The organism is Shewanella sp. VB17, from assembly GCF_013248905.1.
Taxonomy (GTDB): Bacteria; Pseudomonadota; Gammaproteobacteria; order Enterobacterales; family Shewanellaceae; genus Shewanella.
Genome location: NZ_JABRVS010000001.1, coordinates 1322121 through 1344151 on the forward strand (window position 1 = coordinate 1322121; position 22031 = coordinate 1344151).

Genomic DNA, 22031 nt, shown 5'->3' on the forward strand with positions numbered 1-22031 from the left:
TCTTAAATCTGAACTAACCTCATTTCGTTGTTCCCTCAAAAGCGCAATGAGGTTAAATGGAGTTTATGCATTGAAAAACATATTAAAGAAAGTAGTTAATTCAGTCATATTAATGACGATATCTGCTTCTTCTTTGGCGAATGTGATGTTAGTGGATGGGTATGTTAGAGCGATGCCACCGAGCGTCCCCAATAGTGCTGCTTATTTTAGCTTGATGAATCATGGTCCAAGTATTAAGTTGATTGGCGTGGATGTCGCCTTTGCTAATGAAGCCCAGTTGCATACTGTTTTGGAAGAAGACGGTATGGTTAAGATGCGACAGACATCAAGCTTTGAGATAGCTAAAGATACGACGTTAACCTTGAGTGATTCAGGTCAACATGTGATGTTGTTAGGATTAAAAAAGCCGTTAGTCGCAGGTGACAGTGTAGAGTTAATGTTAAGGTTTGATGATGGTAGCCAATTACCCGTTAGCTTAATGGTGAGCAAGCAAGAGATGGCTAAAACTCACCATCATCAACATTAGCCATAATTGAATTCAACTATATCAATGGAGTACGACAATGAAAATGACATGGAAAAAAGGTGCTGGAATTGGCGTACTTGTATCATTAATCGGCTATTTTATCGGTATTTGGTGGAGTATTGAGCCTGATGTTATCGAACCTCAAGCCTTATCCGCCAATAATAGTAGTCATGTTGCTGGTTATGCCACAACAACGTCGTTAATATTTACGATGGAGACGTTGCTAGATAAGCCAGGTGGTTGGTTATCTAATGATATTTTACCGCCTTCGGTCTTTATGGATAATATGCCAGCATTTGAGTTTGGTGCTTTAGAGCAAGCCAGAGATCTAGCATTAGTCATGCGTAAAGAATTTAGTCGTTCTCAATCCCAATCTGCGGCTGATAAAGATTTACTTGCCGCTCACTCTAAACTTAATATCCAGCATACGAGTTGGTTAGTGCCTAGTGCTGAAGGTGAATATAAAGATGCGGTGAAATTACTGAAAGTTTATCGTGCTAAAATAGCCGACGTTAATAATCAAGATGCTCAGTTTTATGCGCGTGCAGATAACCTCAATGAGTGGTTAAAAGAAGTGCAGAAGCGGCTTGGCAGTATGTCTCAGCATTTATCTGCTAGCGTAGGGCAAGATCGTTTAAATACCGATTTGGCCGGTGATAGCGAGGCGAGTCAATCTACACCGAGTCTTGCGAGTAAACAGATTAAAACGAGCTGGTGGAAAATTGATGATGTTTTTTATGAAACTCGTGGTGCTACTTGGGCATTGTTGAATTTTATGAGAGCGATTGAAGTCGATTTTGCCGATGTATTGAAAAAGAAGAATGCAACAGTCAGTGTGCAGCAAATCATTCGTGAATTGGAAGAAACACAACAGGCTGTTTGGAGCCCCATAATCTTAAATGGCTCTGGATTTGGTGTTGTGGCTAATCACTCTCTAGTGATGGCAAACTATGTTTCCCGCGCTAACGCAGCGGTTATTGATCTAACTAACTTATTGACTAAAGGTTAATTTACAACATGAAAAAAACAATATTGGCATGTGCGCTATTAGGTTCATTAGCTTTCAGCTCAGCTCATGCTGAATCACTGATGGTGTTTAAAGTCGGTGGAGATTACTGGAAAGCCGATACCAGTGGCACATTTGCAGAGAATGGCCAAGCACAACAAGATGTCAATTATAGCTCTTCATCTCAAGGCAGCATCTGGGTGAGCTTCGAGCATCCGATCCCACTTGTGCCGAATGTAAAAATCAGAGAGAACCGTTTAGATAGTGATGGCAGCGGGTCTTTTAATGGTGACTTTAACGGTCATGCATTTTCTGGTGACGTCAATGTGAACACTGATTTAAGTAATACTGACTTTGTTCTTTATTATGAATTGCTCAATAATGATTTGGTTGAACTTGATCTCGGTGCAGCTTACAAAAGAATGAGTGGCTCATTTAGGGTTGCTGATGCGGGACATCCTGAGCAGAAAGATCTTGATAGCGGTATTACTATGGCTTACGCCGACGCTCAGGTGGGTGTACCCGGTTTAGGCCTTTATGGTTTTGCTGAGGTCATGCTAGGTATTGATGAGTCTAGTGTATATGATTACACAGTGGGTCTGGGTTGGCAGTTTGATGGTGATGCATTGGATACTAAGGTGCGGGTGGGTTACCGTGAGTTTAATTTTGATGTGAATGACTTTGACGGAGTGAGCACTAACTCACAATTTAAAGGTTTCTTTGCTGGTGTTGAATTAGTTTTCTAAGATTTACTAAACGTATAAAAAAACCGCCTCTAATTTTTTAGTCGGCGGTTTTTTGTTTGCCCAGCGAAGCTGGCAAACCCAGCAGGTTGAAAGAAACCTGTATCACCCTGACTAAGGGGAAGATAATCCGAATGGCAAGGGCGTTGCTGGCTAACGGCAGGGTCTGAAGGAAGCCATAGGAAGTGAGGTGTACACAACTAACCGTAACCTGTTTCGGCACTATTGGTGGGTGAGCGTGCAAAATAGCGCGAAGCCCAATACTTAGTCAGACTAATAGTGTGTTTGAGGGTGGAATACCTTATAGGGAGCCAGTGCAGTAACTGGGGAAGCCTGGCATCAGTTCCAGTGATAAGGGCTGGAGGCATTATCCCAAGAGGTGACTCAAGGGAAATGTTGGTGTGAGGTGGCAGATGAATCCGTAGTAGTGAGTAAGGCTCGGCCTGTGAAGCCCAGTAATGGTGTGGAGGATAAAACCAAGCTGACCATCAGCATCAAGTCTGGTGGAGTATTAAGTTGCCAAAAGCGCTTAATATTGCGAAGGGAGGAAGCGTGCTTTAAGTCTGTAATGAGCAGATGTTTTTTTTCAGAGGTACACAAGTCGATTCGCTATCGAAGTCTTTTTTGAACTGGTCACCTTAGGAGTAAGGCTCTGGCTTAAGAAACTGTACAAGGGAGTAGTTTTGTCACTGTTTAGTAGATTGCCATTGCGCTAGAACGCTAAGCAACAAAGTGAAATAGACCGACTTTGAGGAAGTCATATCCGTCCCCATACAGCACACATGTGAGGAATATGCGAGTTTATCACAGTTTATACGGGCAACTTCTGAGTAAAGAGAAGCTGTATAAAGGATTTAGAAGAGTGTGGAAAGCCAAAGGCGCGGCCGGCATAGACAGGCAGAGCCTAAGCGACTTCGCCTCAAATCTGAGTGATAACCTCGATCAACTTCTTCATGAACTCAGCACTAAGCAATATCAAGCTCAGCCAGTCAGGCGGGTTGAGATCCCCAAAGAGGATGGCGGCGTGAGATTGCTTGGTATTCCAACTATTAGGGATAGAGTCGTTCAACAACCCCTAAACGATCTACTTAGCCCCCATCTTTGAAGAGCAATTTCACCCGTCAAGCTACGGCTATAGGCCAAGGCGAAGTTGTCACGATGCGATCAACAAAGCGACATTGTTTATGCGTCGGTACGAGCTTAAACATGTAGTGGATATGGACTTGTCAAAGTGTTTCGATAAATTAGACCACGGGCTAATCTTATCAAGCATCGAAAAGCGAGTTAGTGATGGTAGCGTGCTAAAGCTGCTCGTTCAGTTTTTTGAAAAGTGGTGTGATGGTAGATGGGCACAAGCAAGCGACAGAAGTAGGGAGTCCGCAAGGTGGTGTAATAAGCCCACTGATAGCGAATATCTATCTGGATGCGTTTGATCAAGAGATGAAAAAACGGGGTCACAGAATAGTGCGCTACGCAGACGATATCTTGATTTTATGTCGCAGCCGAGCAGGGGCAGAAAATGCACTCAAGCAGGCGAAGAAGATACTGGAAGTCGAGTTAAAGCTTGAGGTAAACTCGCGTAAAACCCACATAGCAGACAGCAATGAAGGTGTGAAGTTTTTAGGAGTGGAGATAGGTAGTCGATACACACGTATCGAGCCGAAGAAACTAGCAGGGTTTAAATCGAAGCTAAAACAGATGACAAAGCGCAATGGTGGTAAGCCATTAAGCGAAGTGATCAAAGCGGTGAATCCTATTTTAAGAGGGTTCAGTCAGTATTTTCGGATAGCGAATGCGAATAGGGAGTTCGAGAAAATAGCAAGCTGGCTAAGGCGTAGGTTGAGGAGCGTCCAACTGAAGCTGTGGAAAACGCCACAGCGACTTCACAGACGGTTGAAGCAGATGGGGTATAAGCCCCCGTTTAAATCAATCAAGATGAACAGTTGGCGTAACTCACTGATTCCGTTAGCAAACTATGCGCTGCCCAATAAATGGTTTGATAGCTCAGGGTTAGTGAATCTTGGACATGTAAAAACGGGATATGTGTTCAGCGCAAAGCTGAGTTAAGTATGCAGGAGCCGTATACGAGGTCCGTACGTACGGTTCTGTGAGAGGGATGAGGCGGTAACGCCTCACCCTACTCGATAATGTCACTGGTGTTAAGCTGATAATACGTCATAATCTGATGATTTCAGTTGATAGAGTTCAAATAAAACCTCAAAGTTTGACCGAGTTCCCTCATGGGGAAGCTGTTTCAGTTTATGTAGGATAAGTGCCTGAGACTTTCGCTCTAACATCAGCTCAACTTCTAACATTTGTTGATATTCGGTACTAGCGAGGTGATTCTTACTTAATTTTCGCAACTTTCTAAATGGCAGTAAAACACGCTGCTCCCAGTGGAGCATTTCTTGTGTAAGCTGCAACCAAGCCTGAGGTAAAAGTCGGTAAGCTTGTTTGTCTAACCAAGTAGAGAGTAGCAGTAAATTGATATTGACTTCATGTTCATCTTGAAGCTGTAAACAGAGTGTTTGATGCTCTTCATAGTAGGTATCACAAGCTTGCCATAGCGAAAGATCAAACTGATTTAAGTACGTCATTTAGCATTTCCTTGCTCTTTCCCATCATATTAAAATTAGTTCAAAATACATTTTTGAGCAAACTGAATCATGGTCGACTACAGTTGATCTGTATTAGCTTCTGACTTCTAGTTCAATTTCTTCAATGGATTCTTGGAGCGTTAACCATTGCATTTCGCTTTCCTCCATTTCTTTGGTGAGCAAAGTTCTTTTATTTAACACTTGAGTTAATTTAACTTTATTTTCAGCGTCATACAAGCTTATATCAGCGAGCATTTCTTCTATTTCTGCTAAACCTGTACTGGCTTTCTCTTGTTCTTTTTCAAGTTTGAGTTGGATTTTACGCATTGGCGATAATTTCTGCCTAAGCTCAGCCTCAAGACGCTTTTGCTGTTTTTTGTCTTGTGAGGGGGTAGCCTCTTCAGTTGTTTCTAACTTGTTATTGGCTTTAGTTGCGTCGAGAAGCCATTGGTGATAGTCGTCAAGATCACCATCAAAGCTACACACTTGTCCGTTGTCCACTAGGTAATAATCGCTACAACTGAGTCGTAATAAGTGCCTGTCATGAGAGACGATAATCATAGCACCTTCAAAAGATTGCAGCGCCATGGTTAGTGCGTGACGCATCTCGAGATCCAAATGGTTAGTTGGCTCATCGAGTAACAATAGATTAGGACGTTGCCATACCAAGAGTGCCAGCACTAAGCGAGCTTTCTCACCACCAGAAAATGGTCGAACTGCAGAGAGTACCATGTCACCGTTGAAACCATAGCATCCAAGGAAATTACGCAATTCTTGTTCGCGATGATTTGGTGCAAGTCTCGATAGGTGCTGCAAAGGAGACTCATCTAAATGTAGGCTTTCTAATTGGTGTTGAGCAAAATAGCCGATATTTAAGCCTGGATGTGTCTCATATTTACCTTTCATGGGTGAGAGCTCTTCTGAGAGCAATTTAATCAAGGTCGACTTACCTGCACCGTTTCTGCCTAATAAGCCAATCCGTGCGCCAGGAACTAGGTTTAAGTGGACACTCTTAAGGATTTCAACGTCCCCGTAACCCACAGAAACGTGCTCCATGCTCACCAAGGGGTTTGGCAGAGCCTCTGGCTCTTTAAAAGCCATATGAAACGGGCTGTCGACTTGAGAAGGAAGTAATTCAGCCATACGTTCTAAAGCTTTCAGTCGACTTTGAGCTTGCTTGGCTTTACTGGCTTTGTAGCGAAACCGGTCGACGAAAGACTGCATATGTGCACGTTCTTTTTGTTGGCGCTCAAAGGCGACCTGTTGTTGAGCCATACGCTCCGCTCGGATCCGTTCAAAGGCGGTGTAATTGCCCTTATAGTCGTTAAGCTTTTGGTTTTCAACATGAACGATTTCAGAAACGATAGCATCGATAAAATCTCTGTCATGGCTAATAAGAATAAGGGTCCCTTGGTATGCTTTAATCCACCCTTCTAACCAATACATGGTGTCTAAGTCTAAATGGTTGGTGGGTTCATCGAGAAGCAGCAGATCTGATCGACATAGCAGCGCTTGTGCAAGGTTCAGGCGCATACGCCAGCCACCAGAAAAGCTCTTTACCGAGTTACTCTGTTCCATTTCGCTAAAGCCAAGACCTGCCAGTAAACTCGCTGCGCGGGAGTGGATAGCGTAACCACCAATAGCATCTATTTTTCCGTGTAATAGTGCAATTGCATTACCGTCATCATTGTTTTGCGCTGTAGCAAGTAAAGCCTCAAGTTGGCGATATTCAACATCACCATCAATCACGTATTCAAGCGCTGATACCTCAAGAGCGGGAGTTTCTTGAGCGACAGTGGCAATCTGCCAACCGCTTGGTAGGCTGAGGTCGCCTTTATCTAGGCTAATATGGCCCATAATTAAGGCAAGTAGCGATGACTTACCAGTCCCGTTGGCACCGACTAACCCAACCTTATGGCCTGGGTAAATGGTTAATGAGGTCTCGTCTAAAAGTGTTTTGGTACCACGGTTCAGTTGTGCTTGAGTGATGGATATCATGGAATAAGACTTGATAATATTTTGAATACAATTGATACCGATGATATATCACAAGTGGCTAGGAGTACTACTAGGTGGTCCAAATTAGGGAAAAATAAGTAAGAGTGAGGTTATCCTGTCTTGTTTATGGCAAAATAGACGCCTAAGGTTGTAGCATTGGAACATGAGGTTGTTAAAAAGTGGCTGAAATTAAAGTAAAAAAACGTTTTGTTGCGGGGGCTAAATGCCCTAAATGCAAAGCCATGGACAGCATTGTACTTTATAAGCTTAATGGGGTTGAAACCGTTGAGTGTATCGAGTGTGATTACAGTGAGCAGCAAGCTGATGAGCAAGTTGAAAAGAAGGCTAGTGGTGCCGTAATTGGTGTGTTTAAACCTTAATGTGTTAGCTCATTAGGCATGGTCACTTAACGGTGCATTGCATCAGGATATGTTTAGTGAACAGTTACTTTCTCGATAAAAAAATTAACATTCAGCACATGAGGTGAGAGTGTCAGTAGAGCTGTACGACATTTGGCATAAATCCGATTTTTTAAGTCATTGTGACTTCATTGATCGACAGGTCACCCGACACCATTTAATTGTGGGTTACCATAACCATGGTAATAATAAAGCAATGTATATTGCCCTTGGGGGCACGCGAAGCAATTATACAGCTTGGTATTGATTAAGAAGCATATTTTTTAGTATGTAGTTGTGATGTGGAAATGTTATGACGGTTTTCGATTAGTGTTCAACATCTGTGTTATGCTGATTTTATTCTGTACTTATTTCATCAATCAGCTGAAGCAAATACCTTACGCGAAATGGTGTTAGGGCCTAAGTCTATTAAATTAAACTAGAGAAATGCTCTGTGGTTAACTAAGCTTAAAAAACTCCCCGTCAACAATTAGTCGTAGTGTGAAAAGACTATTTATCAGCTTATTTTTTGTCATTTATTTTCCAGCTGCGATGTCAGATGTAACCGAAGTTACCATTTTAATTGATGAAAATTATCCTCCTTATTCATATGCAGTCAATGAAGAAGCACGAGGGTTATACATAGATATATTAAGAGAAGCATTTAAAGAACTACCTGATTACCGTGTGATCTTAAAGCCTTTACCGTGGCAGAGAATTAAGCGCTACATGCAAAAAGGTGAAGCGTTTGCCATGTTTCCGCCTTTTTACCATGGTCATGATTGGCCTTACTTATACCCTTATTCAATTGCAATCTTTCAAGAAAAAGTGATGCTCATTTGTCCAGATAAACCTAGTTATAGTAATAGAGAAAAATGGCCAAATGATTTTCAAAAATTGTCGATTGGTAACGCATCTGGATATGACGGATATGGAGGGTTTGAATTTCATCGGCTCGTTAATTTAAAGAAAATCGATTATGTTGAGGCTAAAGGTTCTAGTGAGTTACTGGAAATGCTGATACGTAAACGATTAGATTGTATTTTAATGGAAAGTGAATTATTCGATATGTTGATACACGAAGCATCGGAAAATACTGAACTGCGTTTGTTATTTAAGCCCAATCATTTTGTGAAGACCGTGTTGACAGGGGTCGATAATGCCTATATTGGCTATTCAGCTAAAGCAATTGAATTGAATAAATACCCATTTGGTGATGATTTTAGAAGAAAAATGGATAATGCCATTTATAGGCTCCTGAAGTCAGAGTTGTATTATGACATTATAGAAAAATATAAATTGGCGCGATACGCAGAAATGAATAAGTGATCTGTTATGCTAATCGATTATTTTTACTTGATTTCTACCGTTGTTTTTTGCTTCATATAAAGCCTTATCCGCGATTTCTAATGCGGCTGAAAAATCTTGATCGACTTGCTGTAATTCATGTATGCCAATACTGACGGTCATATTGATTTTATGAGCCAGTAGCACTTCACTTTTAGGGACGTTAAGCCTGATACGTTCAGCGAGTTCACATGCTGCATCACGATTGGTTTCTGACAATATAATGGCAAATTCTTCTCCACCTATTCTGCCAAAAACATCGGTATCACGTAGTATCATTCCACATGTTTTGGCGCAACATATGATAGCTTCATCACCCACTTTGTGGCCATGTTTATCATTGATTAATTTGAAATGGTCAATATCAAGCATGATCACGGTCAAAGGGCGTCCATAACGTTTAAATAAGTTGAACATTTGCCCACCTATCTGAAAGAATCCTCTCCTATTATTGATATTTGTCAGAGGATCTTTTGTTGCGAGAAAATGTAAGCGCTGGTTGGCTTCTTCTAGTTCAGCGGTGCGTTTTATGACTCTCTCTTCTAATTCTTCGTTCAGCTTGCTCAGCTCATATTGCGCCTTACTACGCTGTGAGATGGTTTGATTAAGTGCTGAAACTAGTACGCCTATTTCAGTTTTATTATGATTTTTTGGGCAATTAATGTGTAATGGCTTAGAGGTTGTACCTATATTTTTATTTATACTATCAACAACTTGAACTAGTGCGCTGGTAACAAATCGATAAGTGACCAAATAAATAATAATAAAAATGAGTATGGTATGCAGTAAATCACTCAGCATTAATATGAGAGAACGATGATAAAAATCACGTAACGCAATATTGTGATCAACTTTTAAATTAAGTATTCCTATTTCACCTTCATATCGAGTGTTGGTGAGTTTTCGAGAATAATCTTGTGAATGATTTGGGTAGATGAGTTCAGTTAGCCAATTGGTACTGCCTGATTCAATTCTTTCAAAATTTACATTAGCAAAAACAGTGTCTAAGTCATCCGTTATCGTGCTCTGAATAATATAAGGGTAAGCAGAGAACCCATCTAGTAGTTTTTGTGCGTGGAGCCGGTCGACATTAAATACTGCTTGGCCAGCAGGGCTAACAGCAGATTCAATGATATGATCAATCGCTGATGTTATATCAGAAGTGGTGCGTGTAAAGTCAGATAGCACATTTGTTGTGAACTGAGCGATGGCCACGACTAAGGCAAACATGGCGAAAATTAACGCTAAACGACTGGATATGGTCTTCATGAGATAATTGAAACGTGATTAATACTCTTTAATCATAGTACAGTGTGATAAATAAACTTTTAATGTTCCCAGTAACCTAAATTCGGGTTAAGCAGAGTCGCATAGTATGGCTATTTTTGCCCTTATCTTTGGTGTGCTTCAGCATTGTTTTAAATGAGCTTTTTCCAAGCGTTAAGTGATTAGCATGTTCTAATGCTTTCTTTTAGCGCAAGCATTAAGCAATGTGCACTTTCACCTGACATTTCATAAGGAGCAAAGTTGGGCGTACCTGAATGTTTCAGCGTAATTGGCGAAGTCATGCTTGATTGAGGCATGTAGCCCATAGACCATTGCTCAAATTCTCTTACTATAATTTCTGTGTAGTTGAGCATGATAATATTGGAATGCCTATCATCATTTAGGATGTGATGATATGTGTCATTAACAGCTTGTCGAGATCCTTCAAGGCATTGTAAAAAAAACTTATTATTAAAGCAAAGTAAGCCAGTCACATTTTTTTTTTGGTTATTTATTCTTGCTTTTTCTAAAATATTTTCTATATCTTCAGGCCCAAAATTATGACTTGTTTTGCTTGTATAGATTAGCCGTACTAGAAACATAATTATCACCTTTGTTAGTTTCTAAAAAGATAGTACATTAAGTTTTCAATTACTATGTGCAATAGAAAATAAACTTAGTCGTGAGATTAGGGGGGGACATTATCCAGTAACCCCCGGATTCGATTGATGGGGATGGGATGTTATAGAACGGCTATGCTGTCAAGGATCACAGGCGTATCTACATTTAATGTGGTTTTATGGTGACAAGTTTCTGTTTAGATTATTTAATTTAGTGGGTTGTTCATCTTCATTGCTATCCTAGTGATAAGATGGGTAATATAATGTTAAGGTGAATTATTAGTATTACTCTCTATTTTTTTATAAAAACCGTGATAATTAAAAAACATTGATCTGTATCAAACTATCGATTAACTTGGTGACAAATAAAAATAATTATATAAAATAAAATTATGAAGTTTTTTTCAAATGCTTTCAATTTCCCTGAAGATATTTCTCAAGGTGTTAACTTACGTACTGGAACATATACTCAAAAAATTAAAATAGGCTCTGTTTTTAGTCATGATTTGAATGGTCCTAATATCGATCTACATTTAGCCTTTAATCAACTTAGTAGTTATGATCAAGGCTTTGGAGTGGGCTGGGAACTTAATATCTCGCGTTACAACCCCGATGAAAATTCATTAGTATTAAGTAATGGAAAGCGATTTTATGCTTATGTAGACTTTGAATATAATACAGTTTTACTTCCTGAATTAAAGAGTAACGAGTTGCGAGTCGAAGTCATCACCTTCGAACAGAAACATATTACTGTATTTAATGTAACTAATTCAAAAAAAGGTATTCGGATAATTTATAAAGATGGCACTATAGAATATTTGAATGCACAGGGGGTAATGGTAGGCATTGAGAATAGTGACGGGAGGATGCTTTCATTTTTTTGGGAGCATGAAAAAGCGTTATGTAGACTACATAAGATAGGAAATAGCTTAAGTATTAATTATGAGGCGTCATGTATTTCTGTTGTTAGTAATATACAGCATAAATCTACTTCTACAGTCAGGCTGTTCCTGATGTTATTGAATAATAAGTACATATTGCAAGAAGTTAGATTGCAAAATGACGATAGTTATAAGTTTTTAATGGAAAATTATGCCTCAGATTTTTATATTATTTCCTCTTGTATCAGTCCTAATGGTCTACGGCATGTATTAAAGTATACGCAGCTAACAGGGATAGAAGGTCTGAAGATACCATTATTGGCGGTAAAAAATATCAGTAGTGGTGATGACGGTTCCAATCAGTCTATGGTAAGGGATTTTTCTTATTCAGATAATAATTTTATCGGTTATGGTGGCGTTGACTCCCAAGTATTACCTATTATGTTTAGTTCTCATTCAGATCCAATTTATCAATGTCAGCTTAATTTTAATTATATTGTTACTGAAAGAGTAGGTAACATCAATGTGCAACGTGAATATAATAAATTTCACCTTTTGAAAACTGAATTGTATTATGAAGATGTTGTTGCTACAGGACGTTGTTTTAAAAAATTGGAATATATTTATTCAGCGTGGAAACAAAAAGATTTTTCAACCCTCAATATTAACTATCATTTACCTAGATATATCTTAACTACACACCTTAAAAATGGCCAAAGGCACGAGCAGGAAAAATTTTTTAATTATGATGAGTTTGGTAATTTATTATATGAAACTCATCCACAATACAATATGCAATATGAATATTATCCGGTGGCTGGAGAACAGGGCTTATGCCCACCAGACCCTGATGGTTTTGTACGTCACATTAAAAGTAAAAAAAAGCTTTGTGATAAAGGGCAAGTAAAAAGCGAAGTTATATATGAATATCAATACCTTGGGCAGCGTCTCATTGCAATATCAAAAGAAACAAATGGCCCCCATATGGTGACATATTCGTATGACCAAACAATCTCTCAATTACAGGGGACAAGATTTGGTATGCTCCAGCTTAAGATGGAATTTATGGCAGGCGAGCTTTGTCGAATTTATTACTTTCAGCTTACAATTATCAATTATCAATGGTTATTAATGGAGACCTGTATTAGTCACGATGGTCAAAGACGTGATACATCCATCTCTAAAGATATTGGTCGAGGACTCATTACCTCTGTGACTCATGAAAATGGGCAAAAAGATGAATTTATTTATGATGAGCTTAATCGCATTGTGAAAAAAATATTTAATCAGTCACCCCCTCAGCGCATAGAAATCCTGAGTTATCGGAACCTAAATCGAATTCATCAAGTGACTCATCCAAATGGACTCACAGATGAAATTGAATATGATGTTTTTGGTCGAACAGTAGCAAAAAGAGCGGGTCTTGCTGATGGTAGCTGTTTTGAATATTTAACCATTGAATATGATAATCAAGACAGACCAGTATTAGAAATACGACAGGATCGATCAGAGGTACAACCTAATCTACGTATTCGTAAAGAAACTCGTTACGAATATAATGTACAAGGTGATTTGAAGAAGAAAACCAACCCTGATGCTTCTTATGAAATGATGAGTCATGATTATCTAGAAAATACAAAAACAAAGTCTCTTTTTGATAAGGAAGATAATTTCATCAATCAGGTGATTAGCTATTTTAATGATGCTGGAGATCTGACAAAAATAGAATCTTTTGATAGAAATAAATCGCTTCAAAGTATCGAAAGTATGGAATATGACAGCTTTGGTCGAATCGTTGCTCGCACCTCAGTACTGGGTGAGAAAGTCACGATCTTGTATGATTGTTTTGACCGTGTCGAACAAGAAATAAGCTCATCGGGAATAATAAAAAGAACAGAATATAATCGTTTTACTCCTGACAATTTACCAATAAAAATATATATTAATTCAGAGTTGATTGCGATGAATCACTATGATGGGTTGGGTAGATTAATCAAAGAACGTGTCGATGGTTTTGATCTAGCTTATGATTATTCAGATTCAGTGATAACAACTCGCCCTACCAAAAAAACTATCCCTAATGGGGTCGACATATTGATGAATTATGATCTTCATAATGGTGAGCGCATTTATGAAAGCTGTATCTACAATGGCAAACAGGAAAAAAAATCATTTAGCTATGATGCTACACATCATCATATGACAAGTTCACGAAACCATATTTCAGACAATACTTATTTTTATACAAATAATGGATTTTTAACGGCAGCACAACTGAACCATGTATCTTCTGTCCCAGGTGATACCATAACAGGTTGCAGTTTACATTATTCACAGACATTTATGGGTAAGCGAACCTCAAGGCAAGTCAATTTAAATCATGATGTTTATCAGGGGTTCGATGAAACGGTATTTTATGATGATTTAGGGCGAGTTAATATTGTATATTTTGGCATACAAGAAAAAAAAATAAGGGTCAATATTGTTTATGATGAACTGAGTCGTCCAAAGAAAATCATAACTTCAGAGCAAGATTGTTATGACAATCCTGTCTTGCTTATTAAAGAGTTGGATTATGATGATTTTGGTCGCCCAATATCAGTGAAATATTCCACCTTTAATAATAAGCCAATAGTGAAAGCTAACATTGCCTATAATGCCGCCGATAAGCTCGAAAGGTTAGAGGTGACCTTAGAGAGAGATCCTAATCCACATTACAGTGAAGTATATCGTTATGATAAAGCGGGACGCATGGTTGAATATCAACCCAGTGCTCGAATTACTAATGAATACAAACAGCAAATAGTTAAAGAACAAATACGCTTCGATGAAAAAAATAACTTGCTTAGTAAAACTTCGTATTTTCACAATGATTATAATGAAAAATCTTATCATTACACCCCAGGCTATCCATTTCAGCTGAGTTCAATCACTAATACACATAGTGATTATCCAACGACGACCCATATTAACTATGATGCACAAGGTAATGTGAGTAGCGATCAAAATGGGCTCCTATATACGTATAACTATACCAATCAATTGTCAAAAATTTATCAAGGGACCGATGAAACAATACTTGCTGCTTATGATTATGATGCACAAGACAGGCTAGTGTGTTTGTCAAAGTTTGATACTCAGGGGCAGCTATTGCACATCAATAAACGTTTTTATGGTGAAGAGCAATTAGTATTTGAGTATGTAGCTCTTAATCGCACTGACGATCCCGTCAATTGGACTGGGTATCATCGAGTCTTGGATGAACTCATCTTTACTAGCCAAAAAAGTTCACAACATCTTGGGTTGGAATTTTATCTTAACTTACCCAATGGTACTCCCATCGCATCGGTGATTTTTCCAAAAGGGGGAAGCTATCAGCGTCAAGCTAATATTAGGATCCATACGAGTACACCTTATGGTTACACAGCCTCGGGAGTACGTTTTCCTATCACTGCTTTTTAGTGCTAACTAATAATGAATTTTAGAGAGATATGATGAGTAGCAATAACGTAATTGTAAAAAACAATGTAAGTAAAGTGAATCTCGTACGTCGTAAATTGATCTTGGGAACCAGTGCAGCAGTTGCGACTTATGCATTCCCAACGTTGTCCGTTAGTAGATTGATTAATCCACTGCAAGATAACGAAAAAAATATGTGGCAATCTATTCAGGTTCAACTTGGGTTTACTGGGGAGATCATTGATAAGCTGGCTTTGCCTACTCCAGTGCAATTTTACCACCTGGGTAATGGTGCTCGCACTTATCAATCGAATATCGGACGGTTTTATAGTATAGATAAATTAAGTTCTTTTTCTATCGCTGGGATCAATCCTTATGCTTACTGTTTAGGAGATCCCGTTAATTTTAAAGATCCTTCTGGATGCTTAAGTATTCAGGCCTGGATTGGAATAGGTTTAGGCGTGTTAGGGTTAACCTTGTCAATTATTACTCTGGGGGCGGGAGCATTTGCGGCGAGTGCACTCATTACAGCAGGATCGCTAGCATCCAGTTATGCGGTGGCGGCAACAGCCTTAAGTGTGACTTCTTCTACTTTAGGGGTCATATCAGCATCTACAGGCATAGCTTCTGCTGCATTGAGTGAAAGTGATCCGCAAACTTCAGCAACACTTGGTTGGGTTTCTCTAGGATTTGGAGCCGGTAGTATAGCGACAGGATTAGGCAGTTATGCGGCGGGAAGGGCTGCTTATTCTGGCTATTCATCTATCGTGGTCAAATCGGTAGGAGAATATCCTAGTCGTAATATTGCTGGTGGTATGGCACTTAGCTCGACCGAAATTAGCGGCCATGGTTTTCCTTTTAATGCGATCAGTAAATTTTCGGGAAAACATTCCATTAATGGTCTGGAATTGGGGCGTATCATTGCACCTTTTCAAAATGGCAGTAAAGATATCACTCTAACGATTTGTTTTGGTGGCTTTGGTAGCCGAGTATCTACTGCACAACTATTAGCGAATCAAACTGGTAGAACGGTACATGCTGCTAGAGGTTTTCATCGGGCACTGACAACATCAACGGATATTAATACCCTATTTCATCCATTAACAGGCGGGGCGCGTTTAGCCTCAAATATGGCTGGTAGTACTTTGTCACATATGACCCGCAGTAGCATACAAAATGCTGCCTCCCTTTATCGCAGCCCTGTACTCGCTGCGCAAAGCCTGACAAATCCACATTAAATATTATAAATTGAGGAACTTTGGTTTAGCCGTGATGGCAATGATCTTCAAATTAACCTTGTTGGAACTGATGATCAGGTGGATATTTCTAATTGGTATTCTGGTGATAATTATCAAGTTGATCAAATTCAAGTGGGTGATTCGATATTATTGAATACCCATGTAGAGCAGCTTGTAGCGGCTATGGCAAGTTTTGATGTACCCAGTAATACAGGAAGTATTGTTCCTCAAGCTGTGAAAGATGAGTTACAACCAATCTTGGTAGAAAGTTGGCAAACGATATAGTCAATTTTTTAAGCTAATGATAAAAGGCATCTTACTTTAAAACAGTAAGGTCTCTTCTTAGTTTAACCCGCGTAGCATAAATAATAATGAGCTACAGAGGCGACTCCTTATACTCTTTAGAGGTCAAAAATACTTATGCCATGCCAAAGGAGTATCGACACATACCTTGCTATCGGGCAAGCCCACCATTTACTTACTTTAATAAAATTGACTACAGGTTAGTCTAATTCACCACCATGCTTGGTAAAAACATTTAATTGAATACATTAGTGCTCTTAATTTGTTGAAATATAATAAAAATATAACTTGGCTTGAATTTTGCTTTGTTAAATTTATATCAGGACATCAAATCACAGGAACACTATTTATAATGAAGATGCTAATAAAAAAAATAAGCATAGCAATCCTTAGTAGTATCATGGTTGTTTGTGCGGCATTCTCGACCTTGGCGAATACTCAGGTTCAAGCGCATTCAGATAAAATGTTGAATCAGTCCTATGATTACCATGGGCAGCAAGTGTTGTTAGATTTGGATGTTGGCTCTGCCGAGGTATTTGCGACCGATGAGCAAGATATTCGCATTGAAGTACGAGTTTCTCATTCTCAGAGCAGTTGGTTTTCACTTTGGACGACAGCAGATCTTGATGATATTGACTTAGAGGTAAAGCAGACATCTAACTACATTAAGTTAAAGTTGAGCGATCAAGATGATGTTAGGCAGCAATGGAAAATCTATTTGCCACGTCAGGCTGCGATAGATCTCAATGTCGGTGTGGGGAAAATCGAAGTCAATAATATGGAAAGTGATGTGAATATCGATTTAGGTGTCGGACATGCCCAAGTGAATTATGGCATCCTCTATGGATCTGTTGCGCTTGAGTCGGGCGTCGGTGAGGTGAATATGGCACATTTGGGTCGTTTAGTTACTGTTGAGCAAAATTTTGTCAGGCAAGCCTATTACCATAAAGAAGGAGCGGGTTTTGGCCAACTGAGTGTTAATGTCGGTGTTGGTCAGATAGATGTAGAGCATTTTTAGTGAGTGCTTTAATTTCCTAAACACAAAAAAGCGCATTTAAATGGGCTTTTTTGTGTTTAGGTGGGGGGAATACGCGCTAAAGCGAACGTTCACTTGTATTTTTGATTCTTACTGTATTCACATAGGGTAAAATTTGCTGTAGTGCTAGTGCCAGTAAGATGAGACCTAGCCCTAAATAAGTTGTTTTGGCGATGTTTTCTTGTAGGATCCAAGCGATAAAGCCTATGCTCATTACCGGCGTTATAAATACCATTGTGGTGATACTTGCTGTACGATCTGCTTTTTTTAGTGCGACTAACCAAAGTACGAAGGTGATGCCCATTTCAAATAGACCCACATAAACCCCTGCAGCTATAGCTTCTACATTCCAGCTTGGTAATGCTTGGGTTAGCAATAGGGTGACCAATATAAAGGGAAAGCCAACAAGAAAACTCAATAATAGGCTAACGACAGCGTCGCCCTTGTCCTTAGTATTGATTATCCAGTAGAGGGACCAGAGTAAGGTACTGCTTAAAGCCAAGATGACGCCTGTTCCACTATTAAAAGAGAAGTCTGTCAGGTTACCATTGGTAGCAATAATGAACACACCTAAGTAGGCAAGTATCGCTGCGGTCATGTCACTTTTACGTAATTTTTGCCTTAACATGGGCACTGATAAGAGCGGCAAAAGTATGGCCCAGGTATAGTTGAGTGATAATGCCTGCTGAGCGGGGAGCAGATCATAAGCTTTAAAGAGTACCAAATAATAAAGAAACGGATTAATGAGCCCTGTTTGCAGGTAGAAAAATGGACGTGCGACAAATTGAGTTTTAATTAACCTTCGTTTTCCTTGGATCATAATAATGATACTGAGAGTGAAAATTGAGGTGGTGACGGCGACGAATACCAGCTGCAAAGGGGTAAAATGTTGCAGTGCTAGTTTAAATGCAGTGGCAACCGTGGACCACAGACAGACAGCGCCTATAGCGTAAACATAAGCTTGATTTGATTGTTTCAAATTATTATCCGTATATTAAGCAATGAATAAGAGTAGGGTCGCACATTTTTTATATTGTATACATTATATTCTTTTGCCGGTCGGATTGTGAGCCGTAAATGATCATGCGCTATTGCGTTTTTTTTGTGTACTCGCCCTTGTAATCGATGTCTCAGTCCCAATATAGGGTGTTAAGGAAAGATTTTGGATGATTTTAACGCCAAGCTAAAGTTTTAAACAAAAGCAATAAAACTTTAGCTTGAAATTGGTTGAATCTATCCCCATATCTTCATCAGACAATAAATTTAGTTTTTATTTAGAAAGATTTCAGGAGCACCACATGGGTAAAATTATAGGTATCGATTTAGGCACAACTAACTCTTGCGTCGCTGTATTAGACGGCGGGACTGCACGTGTATTGGAGAATGCCGAAGGCGATCGTACTACCCCTTCAATCATTGCTTATACAGGTGAAGAGACGTTAGTCGGTCAACCAGCCAAGCGTCAAGCTGTCACCAATCCAACAAACACTTTTTTTGCGATTAAGCGCTTAATTGGTCGTCGTTTTAAAGATGATGAAGTTCAGCGTGATGTTGACATTATGCCGTTCAAAATTATTGGCGCAGATAATGGTGATGCTTGGGTTGAAGCTCATGATAAGAAGATGGCTCCGCCACAAGTATCGGCTGAAATTCTTAAAAAAATGAAAAAAACTGCCGAAGATTTTCTCGGTGAAGAAGTCACAGAAGCAGTGATTACTGTTCCTGCATACTTTAATGATTCACAGCGTCAAGCGACAAAAGATGCTGGCCGTATCGCAGGACTTGAAGTTAAGCGTATCATTAATGAGCCAACAGCGGCTGCACTTGCTTACGGTATTGACAAGAAGCAAGGCGATAATATCGTTGCTGTATACGATTTAGGTGGTGGTACATTTGATATCTCTATCATTGAAATCGACAGCGTTGATGGCGAACAGACATTTGAAGTTCTCGCCACCAACGGTGATACTCACTTAGGTGGTGAAGATTTTGATAATCGTATGATTAACTATCTTGCTGATGAGTTTGAAAAAGAGCAAGGCATGAACTTGCGTAAAGATCCATTGGCTATGCAGCGTCTAAAAGAAGCAGCAGAAAAAGCTAAAATCGAACTTTCAAGCACGACTCAAACAGAAGTTAACCTGCCTTATATCACGGCTGATGCATCAGGTCCTAAGCACTTAGTGGTTAAAATTACACGTGCTAAGCTTGAGTCTTTGGTTGAAGATTTAATTATCCGCACACTTGAGCCATTGAAAGTAGCGTTAGCTGATGCTGATCTTAGCGTGTCTGATATTAACGAGGTTATTCTTGTTGGTGGTCAAACTCGTATGCCTAAAGTACGTGCTGAAGTTTCTAGTTTCTTCGGTAAAGAGCTACGTCAGGATGTGAATCCAGATGAAGCTGTTGCTATTGGTGCTGCTGTGCAAGCGGGTGTACTTTCTGGTGAAGTGAAAGATGTACTTCTACTTGATGTAACGCCTCTGTCTCTAGGTATTGAGACGATGGGTAGCGTGATGACTAAGCTTATCGAAAAGAACACAACGATTCCGACTAAAGCGGGTCAAACTTTCTCCACTGCTGATGATAACCAAGGTGCGGTAACGATTCACGTACTTCAAGGTGAGCGTAAGCAATCAAGTGGTAACAAGTCTTTAGGTCAATTCAACCTTGAAGGTATTGAGCCAGCACCACGTGGAACGCCACAAATTGAAGTAGCTTTTGATATCGATGCCGATGGTATCTTGCATGTTTCTGCTACCGATAAGAAAACGGGTAAAGCGCAGAACATCACCATCAAAGCCTCTTCTGGTCTAAGTGAAGAAGAAGTTGAAGCCATGGTTCAAGATGCTGAAGCTCATGCTGATGAAGACGCCAAATTTGAAGAGTTAGTGCAGACTCGCAACCAAGCTGATGGGATGGTTCATTCAACTAAAAAGCAAGTTGAAGAAGCCGGTGAAGCATTAGCTGCTGAAGATAAAGAAAAGATTGAAACGGCAATAGCTGCTGTTAATACCGCAATGAAAGGTAACGACAAAGAAGCAATCGACAAGTCAACTCAAGCGCTAATGGAAGCATCTTCGAAGCTGATGGAAATTGCTCAAGCTAAAGCACAAGCAGAGCAAGGCGAACCCGCTCAGGAAGGAGCGGAAAAAGCTGCTAAACCTGAAGATGATGTAGTTGATGCTGAGTTTGAAGAAGTAAAAGATGACAAAAAATAATATAGGTTAATCCCCCTAAATTATTGAATGCGGGCATTAGGGGTAACTCTAATGCCCGTAGTTATGATTTGAACCATAAGATTAGCGGTCAGATTAGTAGTCACTTCAGCAAACAAAGCGTGAGATTATGTCAAAGCGAGATTATTACGAAGTATTAAGCGTCGGACGTGACGCTAGTGAACGTGAAATTAAAAAGGCTTACAAACGGTTAGCCATGAAATTTCACCCGGATCGCAATCCTGATGATAAAGGTGCAGAAGCCAGTTTTAAAGAGGTGAAAGAAGCCTACGAAATTTTGACAGATGGCGATAAGAAAGCCGCTTATGATCAGTTTGGTCATGCGGGTGTTGATCCTAATCGTGGTCGTGGTGGTAATGGCGACTTTGGTGATGTGTTCGGTGATGTGTTCGGTGATATTTTCGGTGGTGGTAGCCGTCGTGGTGGCGGTGGACAGCGTCAAGCTGCACGCGGCAGTGATCTGCGTTACAACCTTGAATTATCACTTGAAGAAGCCGTTAAAGGGCTAACGAAAGAATTACGTATACCTAAACTAACATCGTGTGATGTCTGTGATGGTAGTGGGGCTAAGAAAGGCACTTCACCGACAACATGTGGCACCTGTCATGGTCAAGGTCAGGTTCAAATGCGTCAGGGATTCTTTGCTGTTCAGCAAGCCTGTCCGACCTGCCATGGACGCGGTAAGATCATTAAAGATCCATGCAATAGCTGTCATGGTGAAGGCCGTGTTGAGAAGAGTAAAACCTTATCGGTTAAAATCCCTGCAGGGGTTGATAATGGTGATCGAGTTCGTTTATCTGGTGAAGGTGAAGCGGGTGAATTTGGTGCCCCTTCAGGTGATCTTTATGTACAAGTCAGCGTGCGCGAGCATGCTATTTTTGTACGTGATGGCAATAACCTATATTGCGAAGTGCCGATCTCATTTGGTAAAGCGGCCCTCGGTGGTGAAATTGAAGTGCCGACACTTGATGGTAAGGTTAACCTTAAAATTCCATCTGAAACACAAACTGGCCGTATGTTCCGCATGCGCAGTAAAGGTGTTAAGTCTGTACGCAGCCATGCTGTCGGCGACTTGTTGTGTAAAGTGGTCATGGAGACACCGGTTAAACTAAGTGATCGTCAAAAAGAACTCTTACGTGAGTTTGATGAAACGTTAACGGGTTCATCATCTAAGAAACACAGCCCAAAAGCTGAAGGTTTTTTTGATGGTGTAAAAAAATTCTTTCAAGATTTGAATGGCTAACTTTATTTAATACTTGACACATTAAGTGCTAAAGCCTCGCAATGCGAGGCTTTTTTATTGTTCAAAAAAGGAGAAGTTTCATGTTCTCCACCAAATTATTTTTGCTCATCTACACTAATAGTGATGCCAAT

General features: G+C 39.8%; 19 protein-coding genes. 14 read left to right on the forward strand and 5 right to left on the reverse strand.

Going from position 1 to position 22031, the window contains the following annotated elements; translation table 11 throughout:
* Window positions 1–46 precede the first annotated feature (46 nt).
* The 6 genes from HQQ94_RS05620 (at window position 47) to HQQ94_RS22480 (ending at window position 4342) form a co-directional block, all read left to right on the forward strand.
* Complete coding sequence (locus HQQ94_RS05620; RefSeq protein ID WP_173293486.1) at window positions 47–526, forward strand: copper chaperone PCu(A)C; 480 nt, start codon at window positions 47–49, stop codon at window positions 524–526.
* 37 nt (window positions 527–563) lie between these two features.
* Window positions 564–1535 (forward strand): DUF2333 family protein, encoded by a 972-nt coding sequence (locus HQQ94_RS05625; protein ID WP_173293487.1) that lies wholly within the window; start codon window positions 564–566, stop codon window positions 1533–1535.
* A gap of 8 nt (window positions 1536–1543) precedes the next feature.
* Entirely contained in the window at window positions 1544–2278 is a 735-nt protein-coding gene (locus HQQ94_RS05630) for a TIGR04219 family outer membrane beta-barrel protein (protein ID WP_173293488.1), read from the forward strand.
* Between the two features lie 790 nt (window positions 2279–3068).
* The gene (locus tag HQQ94_RS22475; RefSeq protein WP_254304008.1) at window positions 3069–3380 is read left to right on the forward strand and encodes a hypothetical protein; all 312 of its coding nucleotides are present in this window, start codon (window positions 3069–3071) and stop codon (window positions 3378–3380) included.
* The gene (locus HQQ94_RS23055) at window positions 3373–3708 is read left to right on the forward strand and encodes a reverse transcriptase domain-containing protein (RefSeq protein WP_375335714.1); all 336 of its coding nucleotides are present in this window, start codon (window positions 3373–3375) and stop codon (window positions 3706–3708) included. Before HQQ94_RS22475 ends, HQQ94_RS23055 begins: the two co-directional genes overlap by 8 nt.
* The gene (locus tag HQQ94_RS22480) at window positions 3614–4342 is read left to right on the forward strand and encodes a reverse transcriptase domain-containing protein (protein ID WP_254304009.1); all 729 of its coding nucleotides are present in this window, start codon (window positions 3614–3616) and stop codon (window positions 4340–4342) included. Before HQQ94_RS23055 ends, HQQ94_RS22480 begins: the two co-directional genes overlap by 95 nt.
* 92 nt (window positions 4343–4434) lie before the next feature.
* Here HQQ94_RS22480 and HQQ94_RS05640 read toward each other — a convergent pair whose 3' ends face one another.
* Both HQQ94_RS05640 and HQQ94_RS05645 read right to left on the reverse strand, forming a co-directional pair.
* Window positions 4435–4872 (reverse strand): TIGR02444 family protein, encoded by a 438-nt coding sequence (locus tag HQQ94_RS05640; protein ID WP_173293489.1) that lies wholly within the window; start codon window positions 4870–4872, stop codon window positions 4435–4437.
* A gap of 93 nt (window positions 4873–4965) precedes the next feature.
* A complete protein-coding gene (locus HQQ94_RS05645) occupies window positions 4966–6870 on the reverse strand; it encodes an ABC transporter ATP-binding protein (protein WP_173293490.1) in 1905 nt (634 codons plus the stop codon).
* A 179-nt stretch (window positions 6871–7049) separates the two neighbouring features.
* On the opposite strand from HQQ94_RS05645, the gene HQQ94_RS05650 reads away from it, so the two are divergent.
* Both HQQ94_RS05650 and HQQ94_RS05655 read left to right on the forward strand, forming a co-directional pair.
* On the forward strand, window positions 7050–7250 hold the full coding sequence (locus HQQ94_RS05650) for a YheV family putative zinc ribbon protein (RefSeq protein ID WP_173293491.1): 201 nt from the start codon (window positions 7050–7052) through the stop codon (window positions 7248–7250).
* Between the two features lie 519 nt (window positions 7251–7769).
* Window positions 7770–8597: an ABC transporter substrate-binding protein gene (locus tag HQQ94_RS05655; RefSeq protein WP_173293492.1), complete on the forward strand. Its 828-nt coding sequence runs from the start codon at window positions 7770–7772 to the stop codon at window positions 8595–8597.
* A gap of 9 nt (window positions 8598–8606) precedes the next feature.
* On the opposite strand, the gene HQQ94_RS05660 is transcribed toward HQQ94_RS05655, so the two are convergent.
* A complete protein-coding gene (locus HQQ94_RS05660; RefSeq protein ID WP_173293493.1) occupies window positions 8607–9884 on the reverse strand; it encodes a GGDEF domain-containing protein in 1278 nt (425 codons plus the stop codon).
* A 179-nt stretch (window positions 9885–10063) separates the two neighbouring features.
* Entirely contained in the window at window positions 10064–10483 is a 420-nt protein-coding gene (locus tag HQQ94_RS05665) for a BLUF domain-containing protein (RefSeq protein WP_173293494.1), read from the reverse strand.
* A 410-nt stretch (window positions 10484–10893) separates the two neighbouring features.
* Here HQQ94_RS05665 and HQQ94_RS05670 point away from each other — a divergent pair, with 410 nt between their 5' ends.
* The 4 genes from HQQ94_RS05670 (at window position 10894) to HQQ94_RS05685 (ending at window position 17400) form a co-directional block, all read left to right on the forward strand.
* Window positions 10894–14844 carry an RHS repeat domain-containing protein gene (locus HQQ94_RS05670; RefSeq protein ID WP_173293495.1) on the forward strand — a complete coding sequence of 1317 codons (3951 nt, stop codon included), beginning with the start codon at window positions 10894–10896 and terminating at the stop codon, window positions 14842–14844.
* A gap of 74 nt (window positions 14845–14918) precedes the next feature.
* On the forward strand, window positions 14919–16079 hold the full coding sequence (locus HQQ94_RS05675) for an RHS repeat-associated core domain-containing protein (protein ID WP_173293496.1): 1161 nt from the start codon (window positions 14919–14921) through the stop codon (window positions 16077–16079).
* A gap of 51 nt (window positions 16080–16130) precedes the next feature.
* Window positions 16131–16364 (forward strand): calcium-binding protein, encoded by a 234-nt coding sequence (locus tag HQQ94_RS05680; protein ID WP_309247276.1) that lies wholly within the window; start codon window positions 16131–16133, stop codon window positions 16362–16364.
* Window positions 16365–16734: 370 nt separating this feature from the next.
* Window positions 16735–17400, forward strand: a complete 666-nt coding sequence (locus HQQ94_RS05685; protein ID WP_173293498.1) for a hypothetical protein — start codon at window positions 16735–16737, stop codon at window positions 17398–17400.
* A 76-nt stretch (window positions 17401–17476) separates the two neighbouring features.
* Here the strand turns inward: HQQ94_RS05685 and HQQ94_RS05690 are convergent, their stop codons facing one another.
* Window positions 17477–18397, reverse strand: a complete 921-nt coding sequence (locus HQQ94_RS05690; protein WP_173293499.1) for a DMT family transporter — start codon at window positions 18395–18397, stop codon at window positions 17477–17479.
* Window positions 18398–18716: 319 nt separating this feature from the next.
* Between HQQ94_RS05690 and dnaK the strand changes: the two genes are divergently transcribed.
* Together dnaK and dnaJ are read left to right on the forward strand one after the other, a co-directional pair.
* Window positions 18717–20639 carry a molecular chaperone DnaK gene (gene dnaK / locus HQQ94_RS05695; protein ID WP_173293500.1) on the forward strand — a complete coding sequence of 641 codons (1923 nt, stop codon included), beginning with the start codon at window positions 18717–18719 and terminating at the stop codon, window positions 20637–20639.
* 127 nt (window positions 20640–20766) lie between these two features.
* Window positions 20767–21900: a molecular chaperone DnaJ gene (gene dnaJ, locus HQQ94_RS05700; protein ID WP_173293501.1), complete on the forward strand. Its 1134-nt coding sequence runs from the start codon at window positions 20767–20769 to the stop codon at window positions 21898–21900.
* Window positions 21901–22031 lie beyond the last annotated feature (131 nt).